This is a genomic window from Pseudomonas sp. QD4, from assembly GCF_049199125.1.
In the GTDB taxonomy this organism is placed as follows: domain Bacteria; phylum Pseudomonadota; class Gammaproteobacteria; order Pseudomonadales; family Pseudomonadaceae; genus Aquipseudomonas.
This window is the reverse complement of the sequence record NZ_JBLZOM010000003.1, coordinates 357,930-379,676: the sequence shown is the minus strand read 5'-3', so window position 1 is coordinate 379,676 and position 21,747 is coordinate 357,930. Positions and strand designations below refer to the sequence as shown.

General features: G+C 62.4%; 22 protein-coding genes. 9 read left to right on the top strand and 13 right to left on the bottom strand.

Annotated elements, in window-relative coordinates; genetic code table 11:
- Nucleotides 1-71: 71 nt before the first annotated feature.
- The 5 genes from ACOZJV_RS22095 to arsC form a co-directional block, all read right to left on the bottom strand.
- Complete coding sequence (locus tag ACOZJV_RS22095; protein WP_421548506.1) at nt 72-704, bottom strand: histidine phosphatase family protein; 633 nt, start codon at nt 702-704, stop codon at nt 72-74.
- 499 nt (nt 705-1,203) lie between these two features.
- The gene (locus ACOZJV_RS22090; protein WP_078470820.1) at nt 1,204-1,875 is read right to left on the bottom strand and encodes a DNA-3-methyladenine glycosylase I; all 672 of its coding nucleotides are present in this window, start codon (nt 1,873-1,875) and stop codon (nt 1,204-1,206) included.
- 117 nt (nt 1,876-1,992) lie between these two features.
- Nucleotides 1,993-2,418: a DUF2069 domain-containing protein gene (locus ACOZJV_RS22085; protein WP_201131989.1), complete on the bottom strand. Its 426-nt coding sequence runs from the start codon at nt 2,416-2,418 to the stop codon at nt 1,993-1,995.
- Nucleotides 2,411-3,016, bottom strand: a complete 606-nt coding sequence (gene wrbA / locus ACOZJV_RS22080) for an NAD(P)H:quinone oxidoreductase (RefSeq protein WP_020295630.1) — start codon at nt 3,014-3,016, stop codon at nt 2,411-2,413. Before wrbA ends, ACOZJV_RS22085 begins: the two co-directional genes overlap by 8 nt.
- Complete coding sequence (gene arsC, locus ACOZJV_RS22075; protein ID WP_078470818.1) at nt 3,013-3,366, bottom strand: arsenate reductase (glutaredoxin); 354 nt, start codon at nt 3,364-3,366, stop codon at nt 3,013-3,015. Before arsC ends, wrbA begins: the two co-directional genes overlap by 4 nt.
- A gap of 126 nt (nt 3,367-3,492) precedes the next feature.
- Between arsC and ACOZJV_RS22070 the strand changes: the two genes are divergently transcribed.
- Nucleotides 3,493-3,957: a TlpA family protein disulfide reductase gene (locus tag ACOZJV_RS22070; RefSeq protein WP_078470817.1), complete on the top strand. Its 465-nt coding sequence runs from the start codon at nt 3,493-3,495 to the stop codon at nt 3,955-3,957.
- Nucleotides 3,958-4,018: 61 nt separating this feature from the next.
- Here ACOZJV_RS22070 and ACOZJV_RS22065 read toward each other — a convergent pair whose 3' ends face one another.
- From ACOZJV_RS22065 to ACOZJV_RS22050, 4 genes are all read right to left on the bottom strand, one after another.
- Complete coding sequence (locus ACOZJV_RS22065) at nt 4,019-4,423, bottom strand: META domain-containing protein (protein WP_421548505.1); 405 nt, start codon at nt 4,421-4,423, stop codon at nt 4,019-4,021.
- Nucleotides 4,420-4,857, bottom strand: coding sequence for a hypothetical protein (locus tag ACOZJV_RS22060; protein ID WP_078470815.1), 438 nt, complete (start codon nt 4,855-4,857; stop codon nt 4,420-4,422). The genes ACOZJV_RS22065 and ACOZJV_RS22060 overlap by 4 nt, the downstream gene beginning before the upstream one ends.
- Nucleotides 4,858-4,935: 78 nt before the next feature.
- Nucleotides 4,936-5,925 carry a 2-hydroxyacid dehydrogenase gene (locus ACOZJV_RS22055; RefSeq protein WP_201131986.1) on the bottom strand — a complete coding sequence of 330 codons (990 nt, stop codon included), beginning with the start codon at nt 5,923-5,925 and terminating at the stop codon, nt 4,936-4,938.
- A gap of 66 nt (nt 5,926-5,991) precedes the next feature.
- Nucleotides 5,992-8,745 carry a response regulator gene (locus tag ACOZJV_RS22050; RefSeq protein ID WP_078470813.1) on the bottom strand — a complete coding sequence of 918 codons (2,754 nt, stop codon included), beginning with the start codon at nt 8,743-8,745 and terminating at the stop codon, nt 5,992-5,994.
- Nucleotides 8,746-8,962: 217 nt separating this feature from the next.
- On the opposite strand from ACOZJV_RS22050, the gene ACOZJV_RS22045 reads away from it, so the two are divergent.
- The 7 genes from ACOZJV_RS22045 (at nt 8,963) to ACOZJV_RS22015 (ending at nt 17,345) form a co-directional block, all read left to right on the top strand.
- Nucleotides 8,963-9,685, top strand: coding sequence for a response regulator transcription factor (locus ACOZJV_RS22045; RefSeq protein WP_421548504.1), 723 nt, complete (start codon nt 8,963-8,965; stop codon nt 9,683-9,685).
- Nucleotides 9,672-11,033 carry a histidine kinase sensor domain-containing protein gene (locus ACOZJV_RS22040; protein ID WP_421548503.1) on the top strand — a complete coding sequence of 454 codons (1,362 nt, stop codon included), beginning with the start codon at nt 9,672-9,674 and terminating at the stop codon, nt 11,031-11,033. Before ACOZJV_RS22045 ends, ACOZJV_RS22040 begins: the two co-directional genes overlap by 14 nt.
- A gap of 130 nt (nt 11,034-11,163) precedes the next feature.
- Nucleotides 11,164-12,066: a cysteine synthase CysM gene (cysM, locus tag ACOZJV_RS22035; protein WP_078470811.1), complete on the top strand. Its 903-nt coding sequence runs from the start codon at nt 11,164-11,166 to the stop codon at nt 12,064-12,066.
- Nucleotides 12,066-13,418, top strand: coding sequence for a 23S rRNA (uracil(1939)-C(5))-methyltransferase RlmD (gene rlmD / locus ACOZJV_RS22030; protein ID WP_421548502.1), 1,353 nt, complete (start codon nt 12,066-12,068; stop codon nt 13,416-13,418). Before cysM ends, rlmD begins: the two co-directional genes overlap by 1 nt.
- 120 nt (nt 13,419-13,538) lie before the next feature.
- Nucleotides 13,539-15,782, top strand: coding sequence for a GTP diphosphokinase (relA, locus tag ACOZJV_RS22025; protein ID WP_421548501.1), 2,244 nt, complete (start codon nt 13,539-13,541; stop codon nt 15,780-15,782).
- Nucleotides 15,783-15,945: 163 nt separating this feature from the next.
- Nucleotides 15,946-16,779: a nucleoside triphosphate pyrophosphohydrolase gene (gene mazG / locus ACOZJV_RS22020; protein ID WP_421548500.1), complete on the top strand. Its 834-nt coding sequence runs from the start codon at nt 15,946-15,948 to the stop codon at nt 16,777-16,779.
- 26 nt (nt 16,780-16,805) lie between these two features.
- A complete protein-coding gene (locus ACOZJV_RS22015; protein WP_421548499.1) occupies nt 16,806-17,345 on the top strand; it encodes a DUF2058 domain-containing protein in 540 nt (179 codons plus the stop codon).
- Nucleotides 17,346-17,401: 56 nt separating this feature from the next.
- On the opposite strand, the gene ACOZJV_RS22010 is transcribed toward ACOZJV_RS22015, so the two are convergent.
- From ACOZJV_RS22010 to purM, 4 genes are all read right to left on the bottom strand, one after another.
- Nucleotides 17,402-17,590: a hypothetical protein gene (locus tag ACOZJV_RS22010; protein ID WP_020295616.1), complete on the bottom strand. Its 189-nt coding sequence runs from the start codon at nt 17,588-17,590 to the stop codon at nt 17,402-17,404.
- A gap of 287 nt (nt 17,591-17,877) precedes the next feature.
- The gene (locus ACOZJV_RS22005; protein ID WP_020295615.1) at nt 17,878-18,591 is read right to left on the bottom strand and encodes a DUF3108 domain-containing protein; all 714 of its coding nucleotides are present in this window, start codon (nt 18,589-18,591) and stop codon (nt 17,878-17,880) included.
- An 8-nt stretch (nt 18,592-18,599) separates the two neighbouring features.
- The gene (gene purN / locus ACOZJV_RS22000; RefSeq protein WP_020295614.1) at nt 18,600-19,250 is read right to left on the bottom strand and encodes a phosphoribosylglycinamide formyltransferase; all 651 of its coding nucleotides are present in this window, start codon (nt 19,248-19,250) and stop codon (nt 18,600-18,602) included.
- Nucleotides 19,250-20,308, bottom strand: a complete 1,059-nt coding sequence (gene purM / locus ACOZJV_RS21995; RefSeq protein ID WP_020295613.1) for a phosphoribosylformylglycinamidine cyclo-ligase — start codon at nt 20,306-20,308, stop codon at nt 19,250-19,252. The genes purN and purM overlap by 1 nt, the downstream gene beginning before the upstream one ends.
- Nucleotides 20,309-20,693: 385 nt before the next feature.
- Here purM and ACOZJV_RS21990 point away from each other — a divergent pair, with 385 nt between their 5' ends.
- Nucleotides 20,694-21,725, top strand: coding sequence for a DUF2066 domain-containing protein (locus ACOZJV_RS21990; protein ID WP_421548498.1), 1,032 nt, complete (start codon nt 20,694-20,696; stop codon nt 21,723-21,725).
- Nucleotides 21,726-21,747 lie beyond the last annotated feature (22 nt).

The window sequence follows — 21,747 nt, the reverse complement described above, 5'->3', positions numbered from 1 at the left end:
AATACCAGTGGCTTCAAACAAAGCTGTCGATTGGCTGAATAACACTTCGAATGTTTAAAAAGTTCTGCAAGTTACTGCTGGACGTTGTTGAGTGTCGGCGGCCAGTGTTCACTGTTCATTATTCCCAGTACTTTCAACTGTCCATCGGGCTCCACTGCAAGAAACAACGAACAGCTGTACTCGCTGGCCAGGGCGTGTTCGTAACCCAGTTGTTTTTCCAGGTCGCTGATACAGCCGCTGTGAGTGATCAGTATCAGGTTGTGCCGCGGCTGTTTATGCGCCAGCACATCGCTTTTCAATGTCGGGCCGCAACTGGACAGCCATGGCTGGGCCTGCGCGGGCTTGCCGAACATGTACTGCGAGGTCTGCAAGGTGCGGGTCAGGGGGCTGCTCAGGATCTCGGCATTGGCCATGCCCAGCGCGCGGTAAGCGTGGCCCAGCGCAATGGCGGTCGATTGGCCGATCAGGGTGATACCGTCCTCCGGGCCCAGGCAGGGGTGGCTGGAGCGATCGCAGCGCTCGGCATGCCTGACCAGGACGATGACGTTTCCGGCCTGCCAATGCAGGTACAGATGGCTGTTGCTCATCTGCCTGGGGTCGCCGAGGTTGACCGGAGTCCGGGGCCACACCACAAACCCGGTGACCAGTATCACCAGTAATACGCAGAGGCTGCCCAGCAGTGACCGCTTAACCCGGGAGTTCATCTTGGGCTTCTCTGGAATAGGGGCAGTGGCTCGAGTAGGTCACGCTGTTCGCCTGGTATGGAAGTTGTCGAAAGTTCACGGTTGCGCCGAGCAGTAGTTATGACTTAGTTGGCGGTTTCACCCAGGCGCGGTGTCTGTAAAGCAATCTAAGGCGCTGCAGGTGGGGGATTGGTGAAAGCAATGTGAAAAAATCGAATGCCGATTGCCGGTGGTAAAACCCTCAGAGAGTTGGCGCATCGGCGATGGCCGTTCAGGGCATCGGCGGGCTGGTTTTTTATTGTGTGCAGCGGCGGGCCATGACGTGCCGGCCCCGGCCGTCCATTGCGAAAGCCCGGCAAAAGTAACGTATTAAAAAGTCGCCATGGCGTTTTAATGCGATCAGTTCAGCTGACTGTCAGCTAGGCCGGCAGCGGGGGGGACACAGGGGGAGCAGATAGGCGCGGCCCTCGACAAAGGGCCACGCCTGGTGCGGTCGTCAACGAGTGGGGATTGCCCCTTGTCAGTGGTTGACGGTGAAGGCCAGCATGGCCGAAAGCTGGCACAGCGGGCGCCCGCTTTGCTCCTGCCACTGGTTGAACACGTCCTGCACCAGGGCCTGATCGCGTTTGCTGCTGGGCACCTTGTCGACGATCTTCTGCGCGTTCAACGCGGCCACCACATCCCAGGTCGGGATAAAGGTGTCCTTGCCCACCATCCGCAGGAACCGCGGTGCCGAAAGGCCACCCATTTGGTTGCCGTGCTTGGCCAGGTACTGCCACAAGCCGACGATGTCGCTGCTCGGCCAGTCGGCAATGAAGTTGCCGAAGCTGCCGTGTTCATGGGCCACATCAAGAATCATCTGCGCATTGCGCGGCACACTCTTGAGCTTGCCCAGGTGGCGGATGATCCGCGCATCCTGCATCAGGCGCTCCAGGTGCTCGGCCCCCATCAGCACCACTTTTTCCGGGTCGAAGCCGAAAAACACCTGTTCGAAGGCCGGCCACTTGGCATCCACCAGGCTGTGTTTGAGCCCGGCGCGAAATACCCGCAAAGCCAGCGTCGACAGGTAGCGATCGGCGCTCAGCGAACGCAGGTAGGCGTCGGAGGCCGGGGTGGGCAGGTGGTCTTCCAGGGCTTTGGCCGAACCGAAGCGGTTAAGACAATATTCGTTCAGCCATTTGTAATCGTGCATGCCTTCTCCATATCGGTTCGAGGGGGCTGGGGCGTTGTACGCGGGCGATGGGACTTGAGGCAGCTCGATGGCCTCCAAGGTTCAATCCTTTGCGGGAGGCCGTGCTGCGAGCTTGAATCAGGCGGGGCTGGCAGTGCCTTCGCCCGCCAGTTTGCGGTTGAGCTGAAAACGCCAGCGCACATACAGCAGGGCCGAGCAGAACAGCGCCAGGCTGGCGAGCATTTCCAGTACGCCGAACAGCTGGCGGTTGGGATCGTAGGCCGCCAGGGCACCCTTGATGAAGTACAGGTTCACCACAAAGCACATCCACGAGTGCCCGCGGGCACTGCCACTGAGCATGCCCGGGGCCATCAAGAGCAGCGGCACCAGTTCGATCAGCAGGATCACCCAGGGGCGCGCGCCGTGCAGGTCGGCCACCAGCAGGTAATAACCGCACAGCAGGCCGACCAGGCCGAGAAAGCACAGCAGGCTGAGGACGCGCGCCAGGCGCACCCGAGGCTCCAGCCATTCGACGGCGGGCAGGATTTTCGGCTTTTTAGCCACGGTTGCTCTCCAGTTGCCGGGCGGTTTTCGCCAGACGCAGGCCCAGGGCCCGGCACAGGGTGACTTCGTGCTCGTTCAGCGGGCTCTTGCCGTCGGCCCCGGCGTGATGGCTGGCGCCATAAGGCGTGCCGCCGCCACGGGTGTCCAGCAGGGCCGATTCGCTGTAGGGCAGGCCGGTGATCAGCATGCCGTGGTGCAACAGCGGCAGCATCATCGACAACAGGGTGGTTTCCTGGCCGCCGTGCAGGCTGGCGGTGGAGGTGAAGACCCCGGCAGGTTTGCCCACCAGGGCACCGGTCAGCCACAGGTTGCTGGTGCCGTCGAGGAAGTACTTGAGCGGCGCCGCCATGTTGCCGAAACGGGTCGGGCTGCCCAGGGCCAGGCCGGCGCAGTTTTTCAGGTCATCGAGGCTGGCATACAGCGCGCCATCTTCGGGAATGCTCGGCGCCACGGCTTCGCATTCGCTGGAGATCGCCGGCACGGTACGCAGGCGGGCTTCGAGGCCGCCCTGTTCGATGCCCCGGGCAATCTGCCGGGCCATCTCGGTGGTCGAGCCGTTGCGGCTGTAATACAGCACCAGGACGTAGGAGTCGCTCACGGCAGGATCTCCAGCACTTTTTCCGGCGGTCGGCCGATGATGGCTTTGTCGCCGGCTTCGAGAATCGGCCGTTCCATCAGTTTCGGGTGTGCGGCGATGGCATCGATCAACTGCGCCTCGGTGAGGCTGCTGTCCGCCAGGTTGAGGCTCTTGTACTCGTCTTCACCGGTGCGCAGCAGTTGGCGTGCGCCGATGCCTAGCTTGCCCAGCAGGCGTTGCAATTGCGGGGCGTCGAGTGGGGTTTCCAGGTAGCGCACCACGGTTGGAGCCAGGCCACGGGCCTCCAGCAGTTCCAGCGCACCGCGGGATTTCGAGCAGCGCGGGTTGTGATAAAGCGTCAGATCGGTCATGTGCGGGTCGCATCTTGCCTTAGGTGGCGGCTATTCTACCTGCGCCGCGGGCTGTCCTGAACCTTGAGAGGCGATGGGTCGCAGGCAACAGCGGTTTCAGATGATTTTTCAGACAAGGATCAAGGCATGGCAAGGCGACTGGCAGCGGCATTGGCACTCTGCACCACGGTGTTGCTCGGCGGCTGCGGCAACGACTACGGCGTTGACCAATATGGCCAGAAAGTGGCGGGTGAGCGTATTGATAAACAATGGCTGGTGCTCAATTACTGGGCTGAGTGGTGTGGGCCGTGCCGCACCGAGATTCCCGAACTGAATGCGCTGGCCGAGCAGCTCAAGGGGCAGCCGGTGAGTGTACTGGGGGTCAATTTCGATAATGTGCAGGGCGATGAACTGAAAGCCGCCAGCGACAAGCTGGGGATCAAGTTCACCGTGCTGGCCCAGGACCCGGCGCCGATCTTCGACCTGCCGCGCAGCGAGGCGCTGCCGGTGACCTACCTGATCGACGACAAGGGCAAGGTGCGCGAACAACTGATGGGCGAGCAGACCGCAGCGGGTGTTATCGCCAAGCTGCAAGCCCTGCGCGGTCAGTAACCCGTAGCCCGATAACGTCTGCAGGGCATCTGTAGCCGCTGCCGAAGGCTGCGGCTACAAGTCAGCCTTCTTCCAGCCACAAGCGCAGCGGTTTGCCTTCAGCCGGCCAGAAGCGCACTTGCTCGATCGGCGACACATCCCAACGCTCTACGGTTTCCAGCGCTTGCAGGAAGCGCCGCTCCTGCTCCATCAACGCCGGCGCGCAGAGTTTGCGGGTGTTGCCGACCTTGCCGAAGCTGAGCTTGTCGCCGTCCAGGGTATAAGGCGCGAACCAGTGGTTGCAGCCGCCGTTGCCGTAGGCGCGACCGTCTTCACCCAGGGTGATGGTCAGGTGGCTGTTGTCGATCAACGGCCGCTCGCCAATCCATTCCAGGACGTAGCTGCGGTCGTGCTGGAGTTTCAGCGGCTCGGCGGCGCAACCCAGCAACCCTGCGGCCACTGCGGCGCTCATTGCCAGGCGTTTCATTGCGCGGCCTGCTGGCATTTCGGGCAGCGATGCTTTTCACCTTCGCTGACCCAGCCCAGTTCGGCGATGCGCGCACTGGCGGCCGGTTTCTCAGCCTTGTTGCCGAGCTTGGCGTCGACCGCGAACTCAAAGCTCAATTCGCTGGCGCAGCTGTCGCAATTGACTTGCCACTGATGAATGGCCAATTCGCCGAACACCGGGCCTCGGGCGACGGCGACCCATTGACCAAGGGGGTTGATCAGGTGGCGCACGGTTTCCACGGTCAGGCGCATGGACAAGTCCTTGCTGCCCTTGAGCGTGACGATCAACACGTCATCGTTGCGAATCGAGCCACCGTTGCCAGTGACCTGATACCGCCCCGGCACCAGGGCGCGGCACTCGATCAGGGTGTGTTGCGGGTTCATCAGGGTGTAGCGGAAATCGTGTTCGACCATGGGTCCTCCAAGTAGGCGGCTATGCTAGCACGCGACTTTGCAGCGAGCCGACCTTCACGCCACCGTCGGTCCGTCGATTCAGTTCTGTACCAGGTTCTGCGGGGTGCCGGCGGCCCAGGCGGCGATGTTGTGCAGGGTGGTGGCGGCAATCGCGCCCAATGCCTCGCGGGTCAGAAACGCCTGGTGGGCGGTGATGATCACGTTGGGAAAGGTCAACAGCCGTGCCAGCACATCATCCTGCAGCGGCAGGTCGGAACGGTCCTCGAAAAACAGCTGGGCCTCCTCTTCATAGACATCCAGCCCCAGGTAGCCCAACTGGCCGTTTTTCAGGGCGTCGATCAGCGCCGGGGTATCCACCAGGCCACCACGGCCGGTGTTGATCAGCATGGCGCCGGGTTGCATGTGCGCCAGGCTGCGGCTGTTGATCAGGTACTTGCTGTCGGCCGTGAGCGGGCAGTGCAGGCTGATGATCTGCGATTCGGCCAGCAACTGCGGCAGCTCCATATAGCGGGCGCCGAGGGCTTCGACCTGCGGGTTGGGGTAGGGATCATAGGCCAGCAGTTGGCACCCGAACCCGGCCATGATCCTGGCGAACGTCGCGCCGATCTGCCCGGTGCCGACCACGCCGACAGTCTTGCCCACCAGGTCGAACCCGGTCAGGCCGTGCAGGCTGAAGTCGCCCTCGCGGGTGCGGTTGTAGGCGCGGTGCAGGCGCCGGTTCAGGGCCAGGATCAGCGCCACCGCGTGTTCGGCCACGGCATGGGGCGAGTAGGCCGGTACCCGCACCACCGCCAGCCCCAGGCGCTTGGCTGCCACCAGGTCGACGTGGTTGTAACCGGCCGAGCGCAGGGCGATCAGGCGTGTGCCGCCAGCCGCCAGTTGTTCCAGCACCGGTGCGCTCAGGTCATCGTTGATAAAGGGGCAGACTACTTCATGCTGTTCGGCCAGGGCCACGGTATCCAGGCTGAGCCTGGCGGGCTGGAATTGCAGCTCGATGCCCGGTGGCAGGTCGGCGCCCAGGAAGCTGTCGCGATCGTAGGTCTGGCTGCTGAAGAGAATCGTGCGCATGGAGTGATCCTGATTAAAGGGGTGGCACAGCATGGCGGCTCGGGGCGAGCCGGGCATTGCCTTGGGTCAGGTGTTGAAACGCGCCTCGCTGGCCAGGCGGGTTATCGCCCTATCCAGTTCGTCGAGTGCGGCGAAGGCCTTGACATCTTCCTGCTTGAGCAAGGTTTCGCTGCGTTGGCAGGTGGCGCGCAATTGCGGCACGCCGCAGTAACGGGTGGCGCCGTGCAGGCGGTGGACCCGCTCGATCAGCGCGTTGCGGTCATTGGCTTCGCGCGCGGCACGGATCGCTTCGCGGTCGGCCTCCAGGGACGCGAGCAGCATGGCCAGCATGTCGGCTGCCAGATCAGCCTTGCCAGCGGCCAGGCGCAGGCCTTCATCGTGGTCCAGCACCTGCAGTTCGATGCTCTTGCCATGAAACTCGCTGGAGCGTTCGGGACCCTGGTTACGCAGGGCCAGGCCGGTCCACTTCAACACCACCTGGGCCAATTGGCGTTCGCTGATGGGTTTGGTCAGGTAATCATCCATGCCGCTTTGCAGCAGCGCGCGTTTTTCGTTGGCCATGGCGTGGGCGGTGAGGGCGACGATGGGCAGCGGCGAACCATGGCGCTCGCTTTCCCACAGGCGGATCGCCTCGGTGCTTTGTCGCCCGTCCATGCCGGGCATCTGCACGTCCATCATCACCAGGTCGAACGATTCGTTCTGGATCGCCTTGAGCGCGGCATAACCACTTTCGACCGCCAGCACCTTGGCACCCATGTCTTCGAGCAGGGTCTGCACCAGCAGCAGGTTGGCCGGGTTGTCATCGACACACAGCACCCGCGGTGCGCGGCTCGACAAGGGTTCGCCGGGCTCGTTGCGCACCTGGCGCGGGTTGACCAGGTCGGACAGGGCGCGGCGCAGTTTGCGGGTACAGGCCGGCTTGGCCTGCAACTGGCTGTGGGGATTGGGCACCGATAGCTGGAACAGCGTCTGCTCGGTGGTCGGGCACAGCACCAGGACCTTGCAGCCGAGGTGCTCCAGGTCCCAGATATATTGGTTGAGCCGCTCGGGCGGCATATCGTTGCTGGTGATGCCCAGCACCGCGAGGTCGATCGCCTGATCGGTCTGGTGCACTCCGGTAATGCCGTTGGTTAGGGCTTCCAGGGTGTTGAACGGGGTCACCTCCAGGCCGCAGTCTTCCAGTTGGTGCTGCAACGCCTGGCGCGCCAGTTCGTGATTTTCCACGATCGCCACCCGGCGCCCGAGCAAAGGCGGGCCCGGCAGGTCTTCGGCGTCGTCGCGGGTCTTGGGCAGGCTGAGGCTGATCCAGAACTCCGAGCCTTCGCCCGGCGTGCTGTCGACCCCGATCTCGCCGCCCATCTGCTCGATCAGGCGCTTGGAAATCACCAGCCCCAGGCCAGTGCCGCCGGGTTGCCGCGACAGCGAGTTGTCGGCCTGGCTGAAGGCCTGGAACAACGCCCGCACGTCCTGGTTCGACAAACCAATGCCGGTGTCCTGGATGCTGATCCGCAACTGCACGCTGTCTTCGTGTTCCTCTTCAAGCATGGCGCGGGCGACGATGGTGCCTTCGCGGGTGAACTTGATCGCGTTGCTCACCAGGTTGGTGAGGATCTGCTTGAGCCGCAGCGGGTCGCCGAGCAGCGCCAGTGGCGTATCGCGATAGACCAGGCTGACCAGCTCCAGCTGTTTGGCGTGGGCCGCCGGGGCGAGGATGGTCAGGGTGTCTTGCAGCAAGTCCCGCAGGTTGAATGGAATACTGTCGAGCACCAGCTTGCCGGCCTCGATTTTCGAGAAGTCGAGAATTTCGTTGATGATGCCCAGCAGGCTGTCGGCGGACTTTTCGATGGTCCCCAGGTAATCCAGCTGACGTGGGGTCAGCTCGCTTTTCTGCAGCAAATGGGTGAAGCCGAGAATGCCGTTGAGCGGGGTACGGATCTCGTGACTCATGTTGGCCAGGAACTCGGACTTGATCCGGCTGGCCTCCAGGGCCTCCTTGCGGGCCAGGTCCAGCTCGATGTTCTGGATCTCGATGGTTTCCAGGTTCTGGCGCACGTCTTCGGTGGCCTGGTCGATGCTGTGCTGCAATTCTTCCTGGGCGTTCTGCAGGGTGCCGGCCATGCGGTTGATGCCCGAGGCCAGTTCGTCCAGTTCCTGGCTGCCCAGTGGTGGTAGACGGGTTTCCAGGTTGCCGTCCTTGAGCTGGGCCACGGCCTGCTTGATCTGGCTCAGCGGGGTGTTGATGGTGCGGCTCATGCGCAGGGCCAGCAACGTGGTGCCGGCCAGGCCTGCGGCGATCAACAGCAGGCTGGCGAACAGGCTGCGGTAACCGCGCAGCAGCATGCCGCTGTGGGACAGCTCCAGTTCGACCCAGCCCAGCAGGCGGTCGGCTTCATCGGGTATCAGGTCGCCGGCCAGGTTACGGTGGCGCCCGAAGACGGGCAGCAGGTAGCGGGTCGCATCGTTGCCGGTGCGTTGCAGCATATGGTTGCTGTTACCGATCGGCGGCTGGTTGAGCATGCTCGGGCCGGCGTGGGCCAGGAGGGTACGATCCGGGGCGAGAAACGACACTGCGCGTACATCCGACTGCTCCAGGGACTGGGTGGCGATGCGCTCCAGCAGGTCGTTGTCCTTGTGTCCCATGGCCGGGGCCACCAGGGGTGCCAATTGCTCGGCGATCATTTCGCCACGTTGCAGAAGTTGGGTTTGCAGGTCCGCTTGCTGCATCCAGGTGAAATACCCACCCAGCACCAGGGCCATCAGGCTCGTCGGTAACAAGGTCAGCAGCAGTACGCGACCTTTGATTCCCAGTTTCTTAAGCACCTGACTCTCCTGCCAACCTGTTGTTTTGAATGAACGACGCGCACTTCCGTGAGGCGCCACTCGCGCAGTGTAGCGATTTGCGAGTCAGCGATCTTGGCAAATTGCGCGGGGCCCGAAACAACCGTTGGGCGTTTATCGGGCCCGAATCCAGGCATTGGTTGCTCGTGGTCGGGCAATCTTTAATAATTGCATGATTGAGAATTACTTGCAGAAGCTAATGACTCCCGTATCTGTTGGCCATCCGCGCATCCTGGCGATTGAAGATGATCTTGTGCTTGGCGCTTATGTGCACGAGCAATTGGGCCGTTCCGGTTTCGAGGTGACCTGGTGCCAGAATGGCTGGGAAGGCCTGGAGATGGCGCGCGAGCGTTCATTTGACGTGGTGTTGATGGATATTCTGCTGCCCGGCATGGACGGCTTGTCGGTGCTGACCCATCTGCGCCAGAGCCACTCGACACCCGTGGTGCTGATGTCGGCCCTGGGCGCCGAGGCCGATCGCATCAGTGGCTTTCGCCTGGGGGCTGACGACTACCTGCCCAAGCCGTTCAGCATGGCCGAGTTGCGGGTGCGCATCGAAGCCATCCTGCGACGCGTGGCCCTCGACCGGCGTCCGGTGGCTATTCCTTTGAACCGCGACAGTCACAGCCTGCGTTTCGACGATGAACTGTGCGATGTGTATTTTGGCCAGCAATGGGCCGGGTTTACCCGCAGCGAGTACCGGCTGCTGGAGACCTTGAACCGCAGCGCCGATGAAGTCCTCAGCAAAGCCTTCCTTTATCAGCATGTCCTGCAGCGCGGTTATGCCCCCCATGACCGCAGCCTGGACATGCATGTCAGCCAGATCCGCCGCAAGCTCAAGGCCATCGGCTACGCCGAGCGCGAGGTGCGCACGGTCTGGGGCAAGGGCTATGTACTGAGTGCCATCGATGAAGTGGTCTGACGTGCCGGGTCGGCACTCACTGTTCTGGAAATTGGCGTTGTTGTTGGTTGCCTTCTGCCTGCTGATGATCTGGCTCAGTTGGTCCTGGGGCCGCTACATGGAACAGAAGAACCTGTTCCTCTCCCATGAGGCGCGCAGCACCTTGCTGGAGTACGCCGCCCAGGCCGAACAGGCCTGGGCCCAGGGGCAGAACGAAGGTGTCGATGCCTGGCTGCAGGACATGGGCACGCGTGAATCGACCTGGATCGGGGTCATAGGCGAGGACTTGCAGTCACTGAGCAGCAAGCCCCTGAGCACCCGGGAAAACCAGCGCCTGACCTTTCTGCGCGGCCTTGATTGGCCGGTGAGCCTGCACACCCGTGGCTTGCCCTGGTTGCGGATTCCCTTTCCTGGCGACACGGATGCCGGCAGCCTGGTGATCGAGTTGCCGCAGCGTTTCATGCCCGGGCAGTACCGGTTGCTGTGGCGGGTGCTGACCAATGGCGTGATCCCCGGTTTGTTCACCCTGTTGCTGTGCGTCGGTCTGTACCGGTTGCTGGTGGTGCCCCTGAACCAGTTGCGGGAACAGGCCAACGCCTGGAGCGCCGATCAATTGAATGCACGTGTCTCCAGCCAGACCACCAGCCGCCAGGATGAATTGGGCGAACTGGGCCGGGCCTTCGATCAAATGTCCGAGCGCCTGCAAGGCACCGTGTCCCTCCAGCAACAACTGCTGCGCGACCTTTCCCATGAACTGCGCACGCCCCTGAGTCGCCTGCGCGTGGCGTGCGACAGCGAACACAGCCTGGCCGCTCTGCGCGAACGTTTGTCTCGGGAGGTCGACGGAATGCAGCGCTTGGTGGAAGACAGTCTGCAACTGGCCTGGCTCGACACCGAGCGCGCGCCCCTGGCGGCGGAAGAAATCCAGGTGCAGGCGCTGTGGGAAATGCTCACGGAAAATGCCTGCTTTGAAAGTGGCTGGTCGGCGCAGCAGTTGCAATGCGAACTGACGGCGGCGTGCTGGGTGCGCGGTAACCTCAATACCCTGGCCCAGGCCCTGGAAAATGTCCTGCGCAATGCCATCCGCCATTCGCCGTTCGGTGCGGTGGTCAGCCTTGATGGCTGCCGCGAGGGGGAATACTGGCACTTGTGGCTGGAAGATCAGGGAGGCGGGGTGGACGAAGCGGACCTGGAGCGGATTTTCGCGCCCTTTACCCGCCTCGACGGTTCGCGGCCTGGCAACGGTGGCTTCGGCCTGGGCCTGAGCATCGCGCGCAATGCGGTGCAGCGCCAGGGCGGCCAGATCTGGGCGGAAAACACCGAGCGCGGCTTGCGCCTGCACATGCGCCTGCTGGCTGCCAGCGTATAAGCCCTAAGGTCGCGATGGGTCTGAGTGGGGCTTATGCCTTTATGCCATAAGCCCCGCACTTTGCGTGATATGGCCTGCGCACGTTTGCCGGTATGATAGGCGCCCCCGCAGTCTGGATTGCGAATACGTCATGACCTTGCAGTACCCAACCATCGCCGATTGCGTCGGCAACACCCCGCTGGTGCGCCTGCAGCGCCTGCCCGGAGCCACCAGCAACACCCTGCTGCTCAAGCTTGAGGGTAATAACCCGGCCGGCTCGGTCAAGGACCGTCCGGCGCTGTCGATGATCACTCGCGCCGAGTTGCGTGGGCAGATCCACTCGGGCGACACCCTGATCGAGGCGACCTCCGGCAACACCGGGATTGCCCTGGCCATGGCAGCGGCGATCAAGGGTTACAAAATGATCCTGATCATGCCCGACAACTCCAGTGCCGAGCGCAAGGCCGCGATGACAGCCTACGGTGCCGAGTTGATTCTGGTCAGCCAGGAAGAGGGCATGGAAGGCGCGCGCGATCTCGCTGAGCGGATGCAGGCCGAAGGCCGTGGCAAGGTGCTCGACCAGTTCGCCAACGGCGACAACCCCGAGGCGCATTACACCGGCACCGGCCCGGAAATCTGGCGTCAGACCGAGGGCGGGATCACCCACTTCATCAGCTCCATGGGGACCACCGGTACCATCATGGGCACCTCGCGCTACCTGAAAGAACAGAACCCCAATGTGCAGATCATCGGCCTGCAGCCGATGGAAGGCTCGGCCATCCCCGGAATTCGCCGCTGGCCCGAGGAATACCTGCCTAAGATCTACCAGGCCAGCCGCGTCGACCGCATCGTCGACATGGCCCAGAGCGAAGCCGAAGACGTAACCCGGCGCCTGGCCCGTGAAGAGGGCATTTTCTGTGGCGTCTCTTCAGGCGGTGCGGTGGCGGCGATGCTGCGCCTGTCCCGGGAAGTGGAAAACGCGGTGATGGTCGCGATCATTTGTGACCGTGGCGATCGTTACCTGTCGACCGGCATCTTCGATGCGCCCAACTGATGGCCAAGCACGAGAGAGGCCTGCGCTTTCAGCCCACGGGCGGTAGCCGGGCCCCACAGATACCGACCGGTAAAAAGCAGCGCCTGAGCATCGAGCGCCTGGCCAATGACGGCCGGGGGATTGCCTTTCTCGACGGACGCACCTGGTTTGTCACCGGGGCGCTGGCGGGGGAGGAGGTCGAGGTGCGGGTACTGGGTGCCCACGGCAAGGTCGTAGAAGCGCGCACCGAGCGTGTGTTCCAGGCCAGCGAGCTGCGTCGGCCGATGCCGTGCGCCCATGCCGGCCGCTGCGGCGGTTGCAGTGTCCAGCATCTGCCCCACGACGAACAGCTGGCCCTGAAACAGCGCATGCTCGCCGAACAATTGTCGCGGGTTGCCGGCGTGCAGCCCGATGAATGGGCGGCGCCGCTGAGCGGTCCCGAGTTTGGCTATCGGCGTCGCGCGCGGATCGCCGTGCGCTGGGATGCCAAGGCGAAAAAACTTGAAGTGGGTTTCCGCGCTGCCGGTAGCCAGGACATCGTTGCCATCAGCGAGTGCCCGGTGCTGGTACAGCCCTTGCAACCGATCATGAGCCGCTTGCCGGCCATGTTGCAGCGCTTGAGCAAGCCTCAGGCCCTGGGGCACGTGGAGCTGTTCAGCGGCTCGGCGATTGCCGTGTTGCTGCGGCACATGGCGCCGTTGTCCGAGGCTGACCTGAGCATTCTCAAGGAATTCTGCACCTTCCATGACGCCCAGTTGTGGCTGCATGGCGAAGGCGATCCACAGCCCCTGGAGCCGAACCAGGCACTGGGCTTTCGCCTGGAATCCTGGAATTTGCACCTGGCGTATCGACCAGGGGACTTCGTCCAGGTCAATGCCGGCGTCAACGAGGCGATGGTGGCCCAGGCCCTGGAGTGGCTGGCACCGAAGGCTGATGAGCGGGTCCTGGACCTGTTCTGCGGCCTGGGCAATTTTGCCTTGCCCCTGGCGCAGCAGGTTCGCCAGGTGGTGGCGGTTGAAGGCGTGGCGAGCATGGTGGCTCGCGCGGCTGAAAACGCAGCCAGCAACAATTTGCATAACACGCAGTTTTTTCAGGCCGATTTATCGCAGCCTCTGGGTGCTGTCGAGTGGGCGGAAGAGGGCTTTTCTGCGGTACTCTTGGACCCACCCCGTGACGGTGCTTTCGAGGTGGTCCGCAAGCTTGCGAGCCTCGGCGCCCAACGGTTGGTCTATGTGTCATGCAACCCTGCAACTTTGGCGCGTGACACGGTCGAATTGGTCAAACAGGGCTATCGGTTAAAACGTGCCGGGATCCTCGATATGTTTCCTCAGACGGCGCATGTCGAAGCCATGGCGTTATTTGAAGCGAGCTAGGATGGCTCGTCTAATCCGACTGGCCGCCAGGCACCGCTCGCTGGCCCTGCGAGCAGGCCCTGGCACCTAAGGTCAGCGATTTGACGCATTGAATGTGCGTCGTAGGGAAGGTAAAGCAAGATGGTACAGGTGAGAGCGCACCAGCCGATCAACACCGACGGCAGTATCAATCTCGAGGCATGGCTCGATCATGCGGTCAGCGTCGATCTGGCACTTGACCGTGAAGCCTTGAAAGAAGCCTGCGAGTACGCTCGCGAGGCTGAGCAACAACACAATGCGGCGAAGAACCTGTGGGCCGAAGGCACCTCGAGTTTTCGCACCGGCCTTGAGATCGCCGAGATCCTCGCCGACCTCAAGCTGGACCAGGATTCGCTGGTGGCGGCGATACTTTATCGTGGCGTCCGCGAAGGCCAGATCCAGTTGCCTGCGGTCAGCCAGCGCTTCGGCTCGGTCGTGGCCAAGCTGATTGACGGCGTGCTGCGCATGGCGGCGATCAGCGCCAGCCTGAGCCCGCGCCAGTCCCTGGTGCTGGGCACCCAGGCGCAGGTCGAGAACCTGCGCAAGATGCTGGTGGCCATGGTCGACGACGTGCGCGTGGCCCTGATCAAGCTGGCCGAACGCACCTGCGCGATTCGTGCGGTAAAAACCGCCGACGATGAAAAACGCAACCGGGTTGCCCGCGAAGTCTTCGATATCTACGCACCCCTGGCTCACCGACTCGGTATCGGCCATATCAAGTGGGAGCTCGAAGACCTGTCGTTCCGTTACCTGGAGCCCGAGCAATACAAGCAGATCGCGACCTTGCTCCACGAGCGGCGCCTGGATCGCGAGCGGTTTATCTCTGACGTGATGAATCAGTTGCAGATTGAATTGCAGGCCACCGGTGTCGATGCCGACATCAGCGGCCGGGCCAAGCACATCTATTCGATCTGGCGAAAAATGCAGCGCAAGGGTCTGGAGTTCAGCCAGATCTACGACGTGCGTGCGGTGCGGGTGCTGGTCCCGGAAATGCGCGACTGCTACACCGCGCTGGGGATCGTCCACACCCTGTGGCGGCACATTCCCAAAGAGTTCGACGACTACATCGCCAACCCCAAGGAAAACGGCTACCGCTCCCTGCACACCGCAGTGATCGGGCCCGAGGGCAAGGTGCTGGAAGTGCAGATCCGCACCCACTCGATGCATGAGGAGGCGGAATTGGGCGTCTGCGCCCACTGGCGCTACAAGGGCACTGACGTCAAATCCGGCTCGAACCATTACGAAGAGAAGATTTCCTGGCTGCGCCAGGTGCTCGAATGGCATGAAGAACTGGGTGATATCGGCGGCCTGGCCGAGCAGCTGCGGGTCGATATCGAGCCGGACCGGGTGTACATCTTCACCCCGGACGGTCACGCCATCGACCTGCCCAAAGGCGCGACGCCACTGGACTTCGCCTACCGGGTGCACACCGAAATCGGCCATAACTGCCGCGGTGCGAAGATCAACGGGCGTATCGTTCCGCTCAACTACAGCCTGCAGACCGGCGAGCAGGTGGAGATCATCACCAGCAAGCACGGTACGCCGAGCCGCGACTGGCTGAACCCGAACCTGGGCTACGTGACCACGTCCCGGGCGCGGGCGAAGATCGTGCACTGGTTCAAGTTGCAGGCTCGCGATCAGAACGTCGCCGCCGGCAAGACCTTGCTCGAGCGTGAGCTCAATCGCCTCGACCTGCCCCAGGTGGATTTCGACAAGCTGGCCGAAAAGGCCAACATGAAAATCGCCGAGGACATGTTTGCTGCTCTCGGGGCTGGCGACCTGCGCCTGGCGCAACTGGTCAACCTGGCCCAGCAGCTGGTGGAGCCGGAGCGCGGCAACGAGCAACTGGAGCTGATTCCACGCAAGGCCACTGGCTACAAGCCGGGCAAGCGCGGCGATATCCAGATCCAGGGCGTGGGCAACCTGATGACCCAGATGGCCGGCTGCTGCCAGCCGCTGCCCGGGGATGCGATCGTCGGTTACATCACCCAGGGCCGGGGGGTGAGCATTCACCGCCAGGATTGCGCCTCGGTGCTGCAACTGTCCGGGCGCGAGCCGGAGCGGATCATCCAGGTCAGCTGGGGCCCGGTACCGGTGTTGACCTACCCGGTCGACATCATCATCCGCGCCTACGACCGCTCCGGTTTGCTGCGCGATGTTTCCCAGGTGCTGCTCAACGAGCGGATCAACGTGCTGGCGGTCAACACCCGCTCGAACAAAGAGGACAACACGGCGTTGATGTCCCTGACCATCGAGATCCCGGGGTTGGACGCGCTGGGGCGGTTGCTGGGGCGGATTTCCCAGTTGCCGAACATCATCGAAACCCGCCGCAACCGGACCCCATGACCTGTCGTGGGCCCCCGGGGGGGGCCCGGGGGGGGGGGGGGGGGGGGGTTTTTTCCCCTTTCCCCAAAAAACACCAACCCCCCCCCCACCCGCCCCCATTCCCGGGGCGGCGCCGCGGTTTCCCCCGGGCGGCGGCCATGGCCTGTGTGAAATGGATGAATTGATGTACAGCCTTGAAGATTTGTTGCACCTGATGGCCCGGCTGCGTGACCCGCAATACGGTTGCCCCTGGGATATCAAGCAGACCTACGCCAGCATCGTCCCGCATACCCTCGAAGAAGCCTATGAAGTGGCCGACGCCATCGAGCGCGGCGACTTCGATCACTTGCAGGGTGAATTGGGCGACCTGTTGTTCCAGGTGGTGTATTACAGCCAGCTGGCGCGGGAGGAGGGTCGTTTTGAATTCGACGGCGTGGTCGACAGCATCACCCGCAAGTTGATCCGGCGTCATCCCCACGTATTCCCTACCGGTGACCTGTACGCACCGCTGGACACGCCACGGCTCGATGAAGAGCAGGTCAAGCGCCGCTGGGAAGAGATCAAGGCCCAGGAGCGCGCCGAGCAGTCGGCGGCCCCGTTGCAGTTGTCCCTGCTCGATGATGTACCGGCAGTCCTGCCGGCGTTGTCGCGCTCCGCCAAGTTGCAAAAACGCGCAGCCCAGGTTGGGTTCGATTGGCCGGACGCGCTGCCGGTGGTGGAGAAGGTCCGTGAAGAGCTCGACGAAGTGCTCGAAGCCATGGTCGACAACGACCCGGCGGCGATCACCGATGAAATCGGCGACCTGCTGTTTGCTGCGGTCAACCTGGCCCGGCATCTGAAGGTCGACCCCGAAACCGCCTTGCGCGGGGCCAATGCCAAGTTCGAGCGACGCTTCCGATTTATCGAGCAGGCATTGCGCGAGACCCACCGTCCCATGGAAGATTGCACCCTCGAAGAGTTGGACGCCTTGTGGGGCGAAGCCAAACGTCAGGAAAAGAATTTGCCCAGCTGTGGCTGAGGCTGTTGCCTAAGTGAGTAAGCACCATGAGCCTTTCCCTTCGCGACCAGTTGCTCAAAGCAGGGCTGGTCAACCAAAAGCAGGCCAAACAGGTCGGCAAAGACAAGCAGAAGCAGCAACGCCTGGCCCATAAAGGCCAGATTGAACTGGACGATTCGCAGCAACGTGCGGCTCAGGAAGCGATGGCCGAAAAGGTCAAGCGTGATCAGGAGCTGAACCGTCAGCAGCAGGAGAAGGCCGAGCAGAAGGCCCGTGCGGCTCAGATCAAGCAGTTGATCGAGGTGTCACGCCTGCCCAAGCTGACCACCGAGGACTACTACAACTTCGTCGACGACAAGAAGGTCAAGCGCTTGTCGGTGAACGCGCTGATGCGCAACAAGTTGAGCAGTGGTTCGTTGGCCATCGTGCACCACGGCGGCGGCTACGAGGTGATCCCTCGTGAGGCGGCGCTGAAGATCCAGGAACGCGATCCGCAGCGCATCGTCCAGCTCAATACGCCGACCGAGGCGCCGGATGAGGATGATCCGTACGCCGCCTACCAGATCCCTGACGATCTGATGTGGTAAGGCCGCAGTAAACGACAAACCCCGCTCATGGCGGGGTTTGTCGTTTTTCAAGTCGGTCAGGAGGCCTGAGTCGTTCGGCCCTGCTCCTGCTTTTCAAGTTCAGCTTTATAGCTGTGGGCGTCGGTTTCGGAATGAAACATCCCCACCAGCATGTCTTGTTGATGCACGTCCCAGATCCGTATACCTGCGGCTACGCCTTCATGGGACATATGTGAATCGTCGCGTTCAGTTACTTTTACAGTCATCTGCTAGCTCCAATCTCTGTTGATCTGCAGCAAGGCGTGTGCAGGCCTTCGTTATATATTTTGTTAGCTTGCTAAGTAAACGCTCTTGAGCTGCAACAGATATTTGCAGAATCGGCAAAAGTCCTGCAGGCCGCGGAAACCGTGACATTTCGCCGCAGGCCGCTGAGTTTTATGACAAAAGTTTCATCTTCGCCGGCTTGCGGGTTAGGCCTGTCGAAGGGGATCTTCGGAAAGGCAGGCGAAAAAAAGCCCCGCATGAGCGAGGCTTTTTATCGGGTGAAGTCGGATCAGCTGCCTTTGACAGCCTTGCCGTTGACGGTGCCGTTGAGGAGCATGATGTTGTACTCCTTGCCGTCGGTTTCAACCTGTTGCAAGCGGACCAGCAGGTAGTCCCAGTCCTTGGCGAACCACATCACCGTGGTGCGCTTGCTTTGCGTCGGATCACGCACGCGCTCGACCTTGATCGCTTCGATCTGGCCGGCCTTGGTATCGACCTTCTCGGCACCCAGGACACGGAAGTCATAGGTGTCGACTTCGCCACCGTCGACGACCTGGTAGCTCATGCTCTTCTTGCCGGCGGCTACATCGTGCTGCAGGGCCAGTTGATAGGTGGACTTGTCGACCATGCCGCGATTGAGCGACAGCTTCACCGGATCGCCACGGTCGGTGCCGGTGACCATCTTGGCGGTCCAGTCGAAGTCCAGGTCAGCCTTTTTGGCTTTGCCCAGGCCGCCACGTTCGAAGTGGTAGGACTGAGGCAGCAAGGTGTCCTTGTCTAGAGTCAGGGTGCTTTCTTCGGTGAGGCTGGCAATCATCATGGAGGCCTTGAAGCTCAGCTTCCAGGCGCCATTGCTGGTTTTTTCAAGGCTGCGTTCAGCGGTACCGCTCATTGGAAGCTGTTTCCAGTCGGCGGTATAGCTGGCGGAGAAAGGTTGAAGGTCAGCCGCCTGCACAACGGGCAGGGCGAGCAGAGCGCAAGCGAAGAGCAGGGCACGACGCATAAAATCTCCTAGGTTCGAATCAAATAGCCGCTGGCGGCAAGTAGCTGACCATCCAGTAAAGCACCCTGTTCGCCGAGCGTCAGCCGACCTTCGGCAAACCAGCGCACGGCCAGCGGGTAGATCTGGTGTTCCTGGGCATGTACTCGCTGCGCCAGGCTGTGCGGCGAGTCGTCCAACTCTACCGGGATCACTGCCTGTACGACCAGAGGTCCGCCATCGAGTTCCTCGGTGACAAAGTGCACGCTGCAGCCGTGCTCAGTGTCTGCGGCCTCCAGCGCGCGCTGGTGAGTATGTAACCCTTTGTATTTGGGTAGCAGCGAGGGATGGATATTGAGCAGGCGGCCCTGGTAGTGGCGCACGAAGTCCGCGCTGAGAATGCGCATGAAACCGGCCAGTACCACCAGTTTGGGGTGGAAGGCGTCGATCAGTTCGATCAGCGCGGCATCGAAGGCTTCGCGGCCTTCGAAGGCCTTGTGATCCAGGGCGCGGGTCGCGATCCCCGCGTCCTTGGCGCGTTGCAGGCCGTAGGCGTCGGCGCGGTTGGAGATCACCGCAGCGATGCGCACCGGGCTGTCGCCGGTGCGCGTGCTGTCGATCAGGGCCTGCAAGTTACTGCCGGTGCCGGAGAGCAGCACCACGACATCACAGGTTGCAGGCATCAGTGCGCCTTAAGGTTCTTCAGTTCAACCTGAGCCGCGCCTTCAGGGGCGGTGGCGATCTGGCCGATGACCCAAGGCTGCTCGCCGGCTTCACGCAGTACGTTCAGCGCGGTTTCAACGTGCTCTTGAGCCACGCAGATGACCATGCCCACGCCGCAGTTCAGCACGCGGTGCATTTCGGTTTCATTGACGTTGCCTTTCTCTTGCAGCCAGTCGAATACCGCAGGACGCTGCCAGCTGGCCACGTCGACAATCGCCTGGGCGCCTTTTGGCAGGACGCGCGGAATGTTGTCCAGCAGGCCGCCGCCAGTGATGTGGGCCATGGCCTTGACTGCGCCGGTGTCCTTGATCAGCTTGAGCAGCGGTTTGACGTAGATGCGGGTCGGAGCCATCAGCAGGTCGGTCAGCGGTTTGCCGTCGAGCTGGATGTTTTCGATGTCGGCACCCGACACTTCGATGATCTTGCGGATCAGCGAGTAGCCGTTGGAGTGCGGGCCGGACGATGGCAGGGCCAGCAGGGCGTCGCCGGCAGCGACTTTCGAGCCGTCGATGATTTCGGATTTTTCCACGACGCCGACGCAGAAGCCGGCCAGGTCGTAGTCTTCGCCTTCGTACATGCCAGGCATTTCAGCGGTTTCGCCGCCGACCAGGGAGCAGCCGGACAGTTCGCAGCCAGCGCCGATACCGGTGACCACTTGGGTGGCGGTTTCAACGTTGAGCTTGCCGGTGGCGTAGTAGTCGAGGAAGAACAGCGGCTCGGCGCCACAGACCACCAGGTCGTTGACGCACATGGCTACCAGGTCGATGCCGATGCTGTCGTGCTTGTTCAGGTTCAGCGCCAGGCGCAATTTGGTGCCCACGCCGTCGGTGCCGGAGACCAGCACGGGCTGTTTGTAGCCGGCCGGGATTTCGCAGAGGGCGCCGAAACCGCCCAGGCCGCCCATGACTTCCGGGCGCGCAGTGCGCTTGGCGACGCTCTTGATGCGTTCGACCAATGCTTCACCGGCGTCGATGTCTACACCGGCGTCCTTGTAGCTCAGGGAGGGTTGCTTGCTCATGATCCAGGCCTTTAGGGGGGATTCAGGGGTATCGACCGAGTCCAGTGAGACCGCCAAGACACTGCGAGCGGGTTTGCCGTCGGAGTATTTCAGGGTGCCCAGCTATAGCCGGTCTGCGAAGGCGCGCGATTTTATCAGGCTTGAGAGGCAGCGGCCATCCTCGGGCCGACGGGCAGGGGTATATCGCGTTAAAAAAACCATTACGGCGCATGTTGGTGGCCGTGTACATGGCTGTATAAGGTATAGCCTCTAAGCGGCTATCGTTATGGCAGTACGAAAACTTACCCGGGACCTGTGAATGTTTTGCCGGAGTCAGTGGTCACAGCCTTGCGCGATCTGCTTCACAGGTTCTGTTTCAACCGTTTTTTGTCGTCGGGAATCTTCCATGCGTCTGTGTAAATTTCTTTTTGTGGGCTGTTTGTCGTTGGTCAGCCTGGCGAGTCATGCCGAAACCCTCAATGGCCTTTATCAAGTTCGCGAACCGGTCAGCAGCCAAACTCCGGAAGAGCGTGAGCAGGCCACCCAGCGTGCGCTGGAGACCCTGGTATTGCGCTTGACCGGCGACGCCAAGGCGGCCCAGGGCCCTGGGCTGGCGGCGGTGCGCAAGGACCCGCAGCAGATCATCAGCCAATACGGTTATGACGCCGGGCCGCCGGAGAGCCTGCAGGTCGATTTCGACCCGGTGAGTACTGATCGCGCGCTGCGCCAGGCGGGTTTGTCGTTGTGGGGCACTAATCGCCCCTCCATCCTTGGCTGGTGGTTGAGCGACTCGGTCGAGGGCTCGAGCCTGGTGGGGGATGGCCAGGCCAGCGCCTTGCCGCTGCGGCGCGCGGCGCAGCATCGCGGTTTACCACTGCGTCTGCCGCTGGGCGACCTGGAAGAGCAACTGGTGGCCACTGCTCCGAACCTGGAGGGGGCGGACCCGGCGCCGTTACGCGCGGCATCCGAACGTTATGGGGCCGATGCCTTGCTGGCCGTGCATGCCCGGGAAGAGGGCGGTCAGTGGCAGGCCAAATGGCGCCTGTGGCTGGGGGATCAAAAAGAGCAGGGCAGCGTCCAGGGGGCCGATACCGCGGCGCTGGCCGATGCCGTGTTGCTGGCGGTCAGCCAGCGCCTGGCGCCGCGTTTTGTCAGCAAGCCGGGAACGGCCAGCGAACAGTTGCTCGAAGTGCAGGGCATGAACCTGGAACGCTACGCGGCGCTGGAGCATTTGTTGGAGCCTTTTGGTGCGCAGTTGCAGAGCGTCGAGGGTGATCGCGTGGTCTACCGGGTCAATGGCAGCCCGGAGCAGGTGCGGGCGCAGTTGTCCCTGGCCAAGCTGGCGGAGGTAGCGCCTGGCGAGGCCCAGGCCCCGGCTCAGCAAGGGGTCGAAGGTGCTGTAGCGGCACCGACTCCGCAGTTGCGCTTTCGTTGGTAAGCAGTTCTTTCCTTATATAGAA

Bases quoted from the DNA above. Each gene is read 5' to 3' on its own strand.
- ACOZJV_RS22060 (WP_078470815.1), bottom strand. From the start codon at position 4,857: ATGGTCGAACACGATTTCCGCTACACCCTGATGAACCCGCAACACACC.
- cysM (WP_078470811.1), top strand. From the start codon at position 11,164: ATGACCTTGCAGTACCCAACCATCGCCGATTGCGTCGGCAACACCCCG.
- ACOZJV_RS22015 (WP_421548499.1), top strand. From the start codon at position 16,806: ATGAGCCTTTCCCTTCGCGACCAGTTGCTCAAAGCAGGGCTGGTCAAC.
- purM (WP_020295613.1), bottom strand. From the start codon at position 20,308: ATGAGCAAGCAACCCTCCCTGAGCTACAAGGACGCCGGTGTAGACATC.
- ACOZJV_RS22005 (WP_020295615.1), bottom strand. From the start codon at position 18,591: ATGCGTCGTGCCCTGCTCTTCGCTTGCGCTCTGCTCGCCCTGCCCGTT.
- ACOZJV_RS22095 (WP_421548506.1), bottom strand. From the start codon at position 704: ATGAACTCCCGGGTTAAGCGGTCACTGCTGGGCAGCCTCTGCGTATTA.
- ACOZJV_RS21990 (WP_421548498.1), top strand. From the start codon at position 20,694: ATGCGTCTGTGTAAATTTCTTTTTGTGGGCTGTTTGTCGTTGGTCAGC.
- ACOZJV_RS22010 (WP_020295616.1), bottom strand. From the start codon at position 17,590: ATGACTGTAAAAGTAACTGAACGCGACGATTCACATATGTCCCATGAA.
- ACOZJV_RS22070 (WP_078470817.1), top strand. From the start codon at position 3,493: ATGGCAAGGCGACTGGCAGCGGCATTGGCACTCTGCACCACGGTGTTG.
- ACOZJV_RS22090 (WP_078470820.1), bottom strand. From the start codon at position 1,875: ATGCACGATTACAAATGGCTGAACGAATATTGTCTTAACCGCTTCGGT.
- relA (WP_421548501.1), top strand. From the start codon at position 13,539: ATGGTACAGGTGAGAGCGCACCAGCCGATCAACACCGACGGCAGTATC.
- purN (WP_020295614.1), bottom strand. From the start codon at position 19,250: ATGCCTGCAACCTGTGATGTCGTGGTGCTGCTCTCCGGCACCGGCAGT.
- ACOZJV_RS22055 (WP_201131986.1), bottom strand. From the start codon at position 5,925: ATGCGCACGATTCTCTTCAGCAGCCAGACCTACGATCGCGACAGCTTC.
- ACOZJV_RS22040 (WP_421548503.1), top strand. From the start codon at position 9,672: ATGAAGTGGTCTGACGTGCCGGGTCGGCACTCACTGTTCTGGAAATTG.
- ACOZJV_RS22065 (WP_421548505.1), bottom strand. From the start codon at position 4,423: ATGAAACGCCTGGCAATGAGCGCCGCAGTGGCCGCAGGGTTGCTGGGT.
- arsC (WP_078470818.1), bottom strand. From the start codon at position 3,366: ATGACCGATCTGACGCTTTATCACAACCCGCGCTGCTCGAAATCCCGC.
- ACOZJV_RS22045 (WP_421548504.1), top strand. From the start codon at position 8,963: ATGACTCCCGTATCTGTTGGCCATCCGCGCATCCTGGCGATTGAAGAT.
- mazG (WP_421548500.1), top strand. From the start codon at position 15,946: ATGTACAGCCTTGAAGATTTGTTGCACCTGATGGCCCGGCTGCGTGAC.
- rlmD (WP_421548502.1), top strand. From the start codon at position 12,066: ATGGCCAAGCACGAGAGAGGCCTGCGCTTTCAGCCCACGGGCGGTAGC.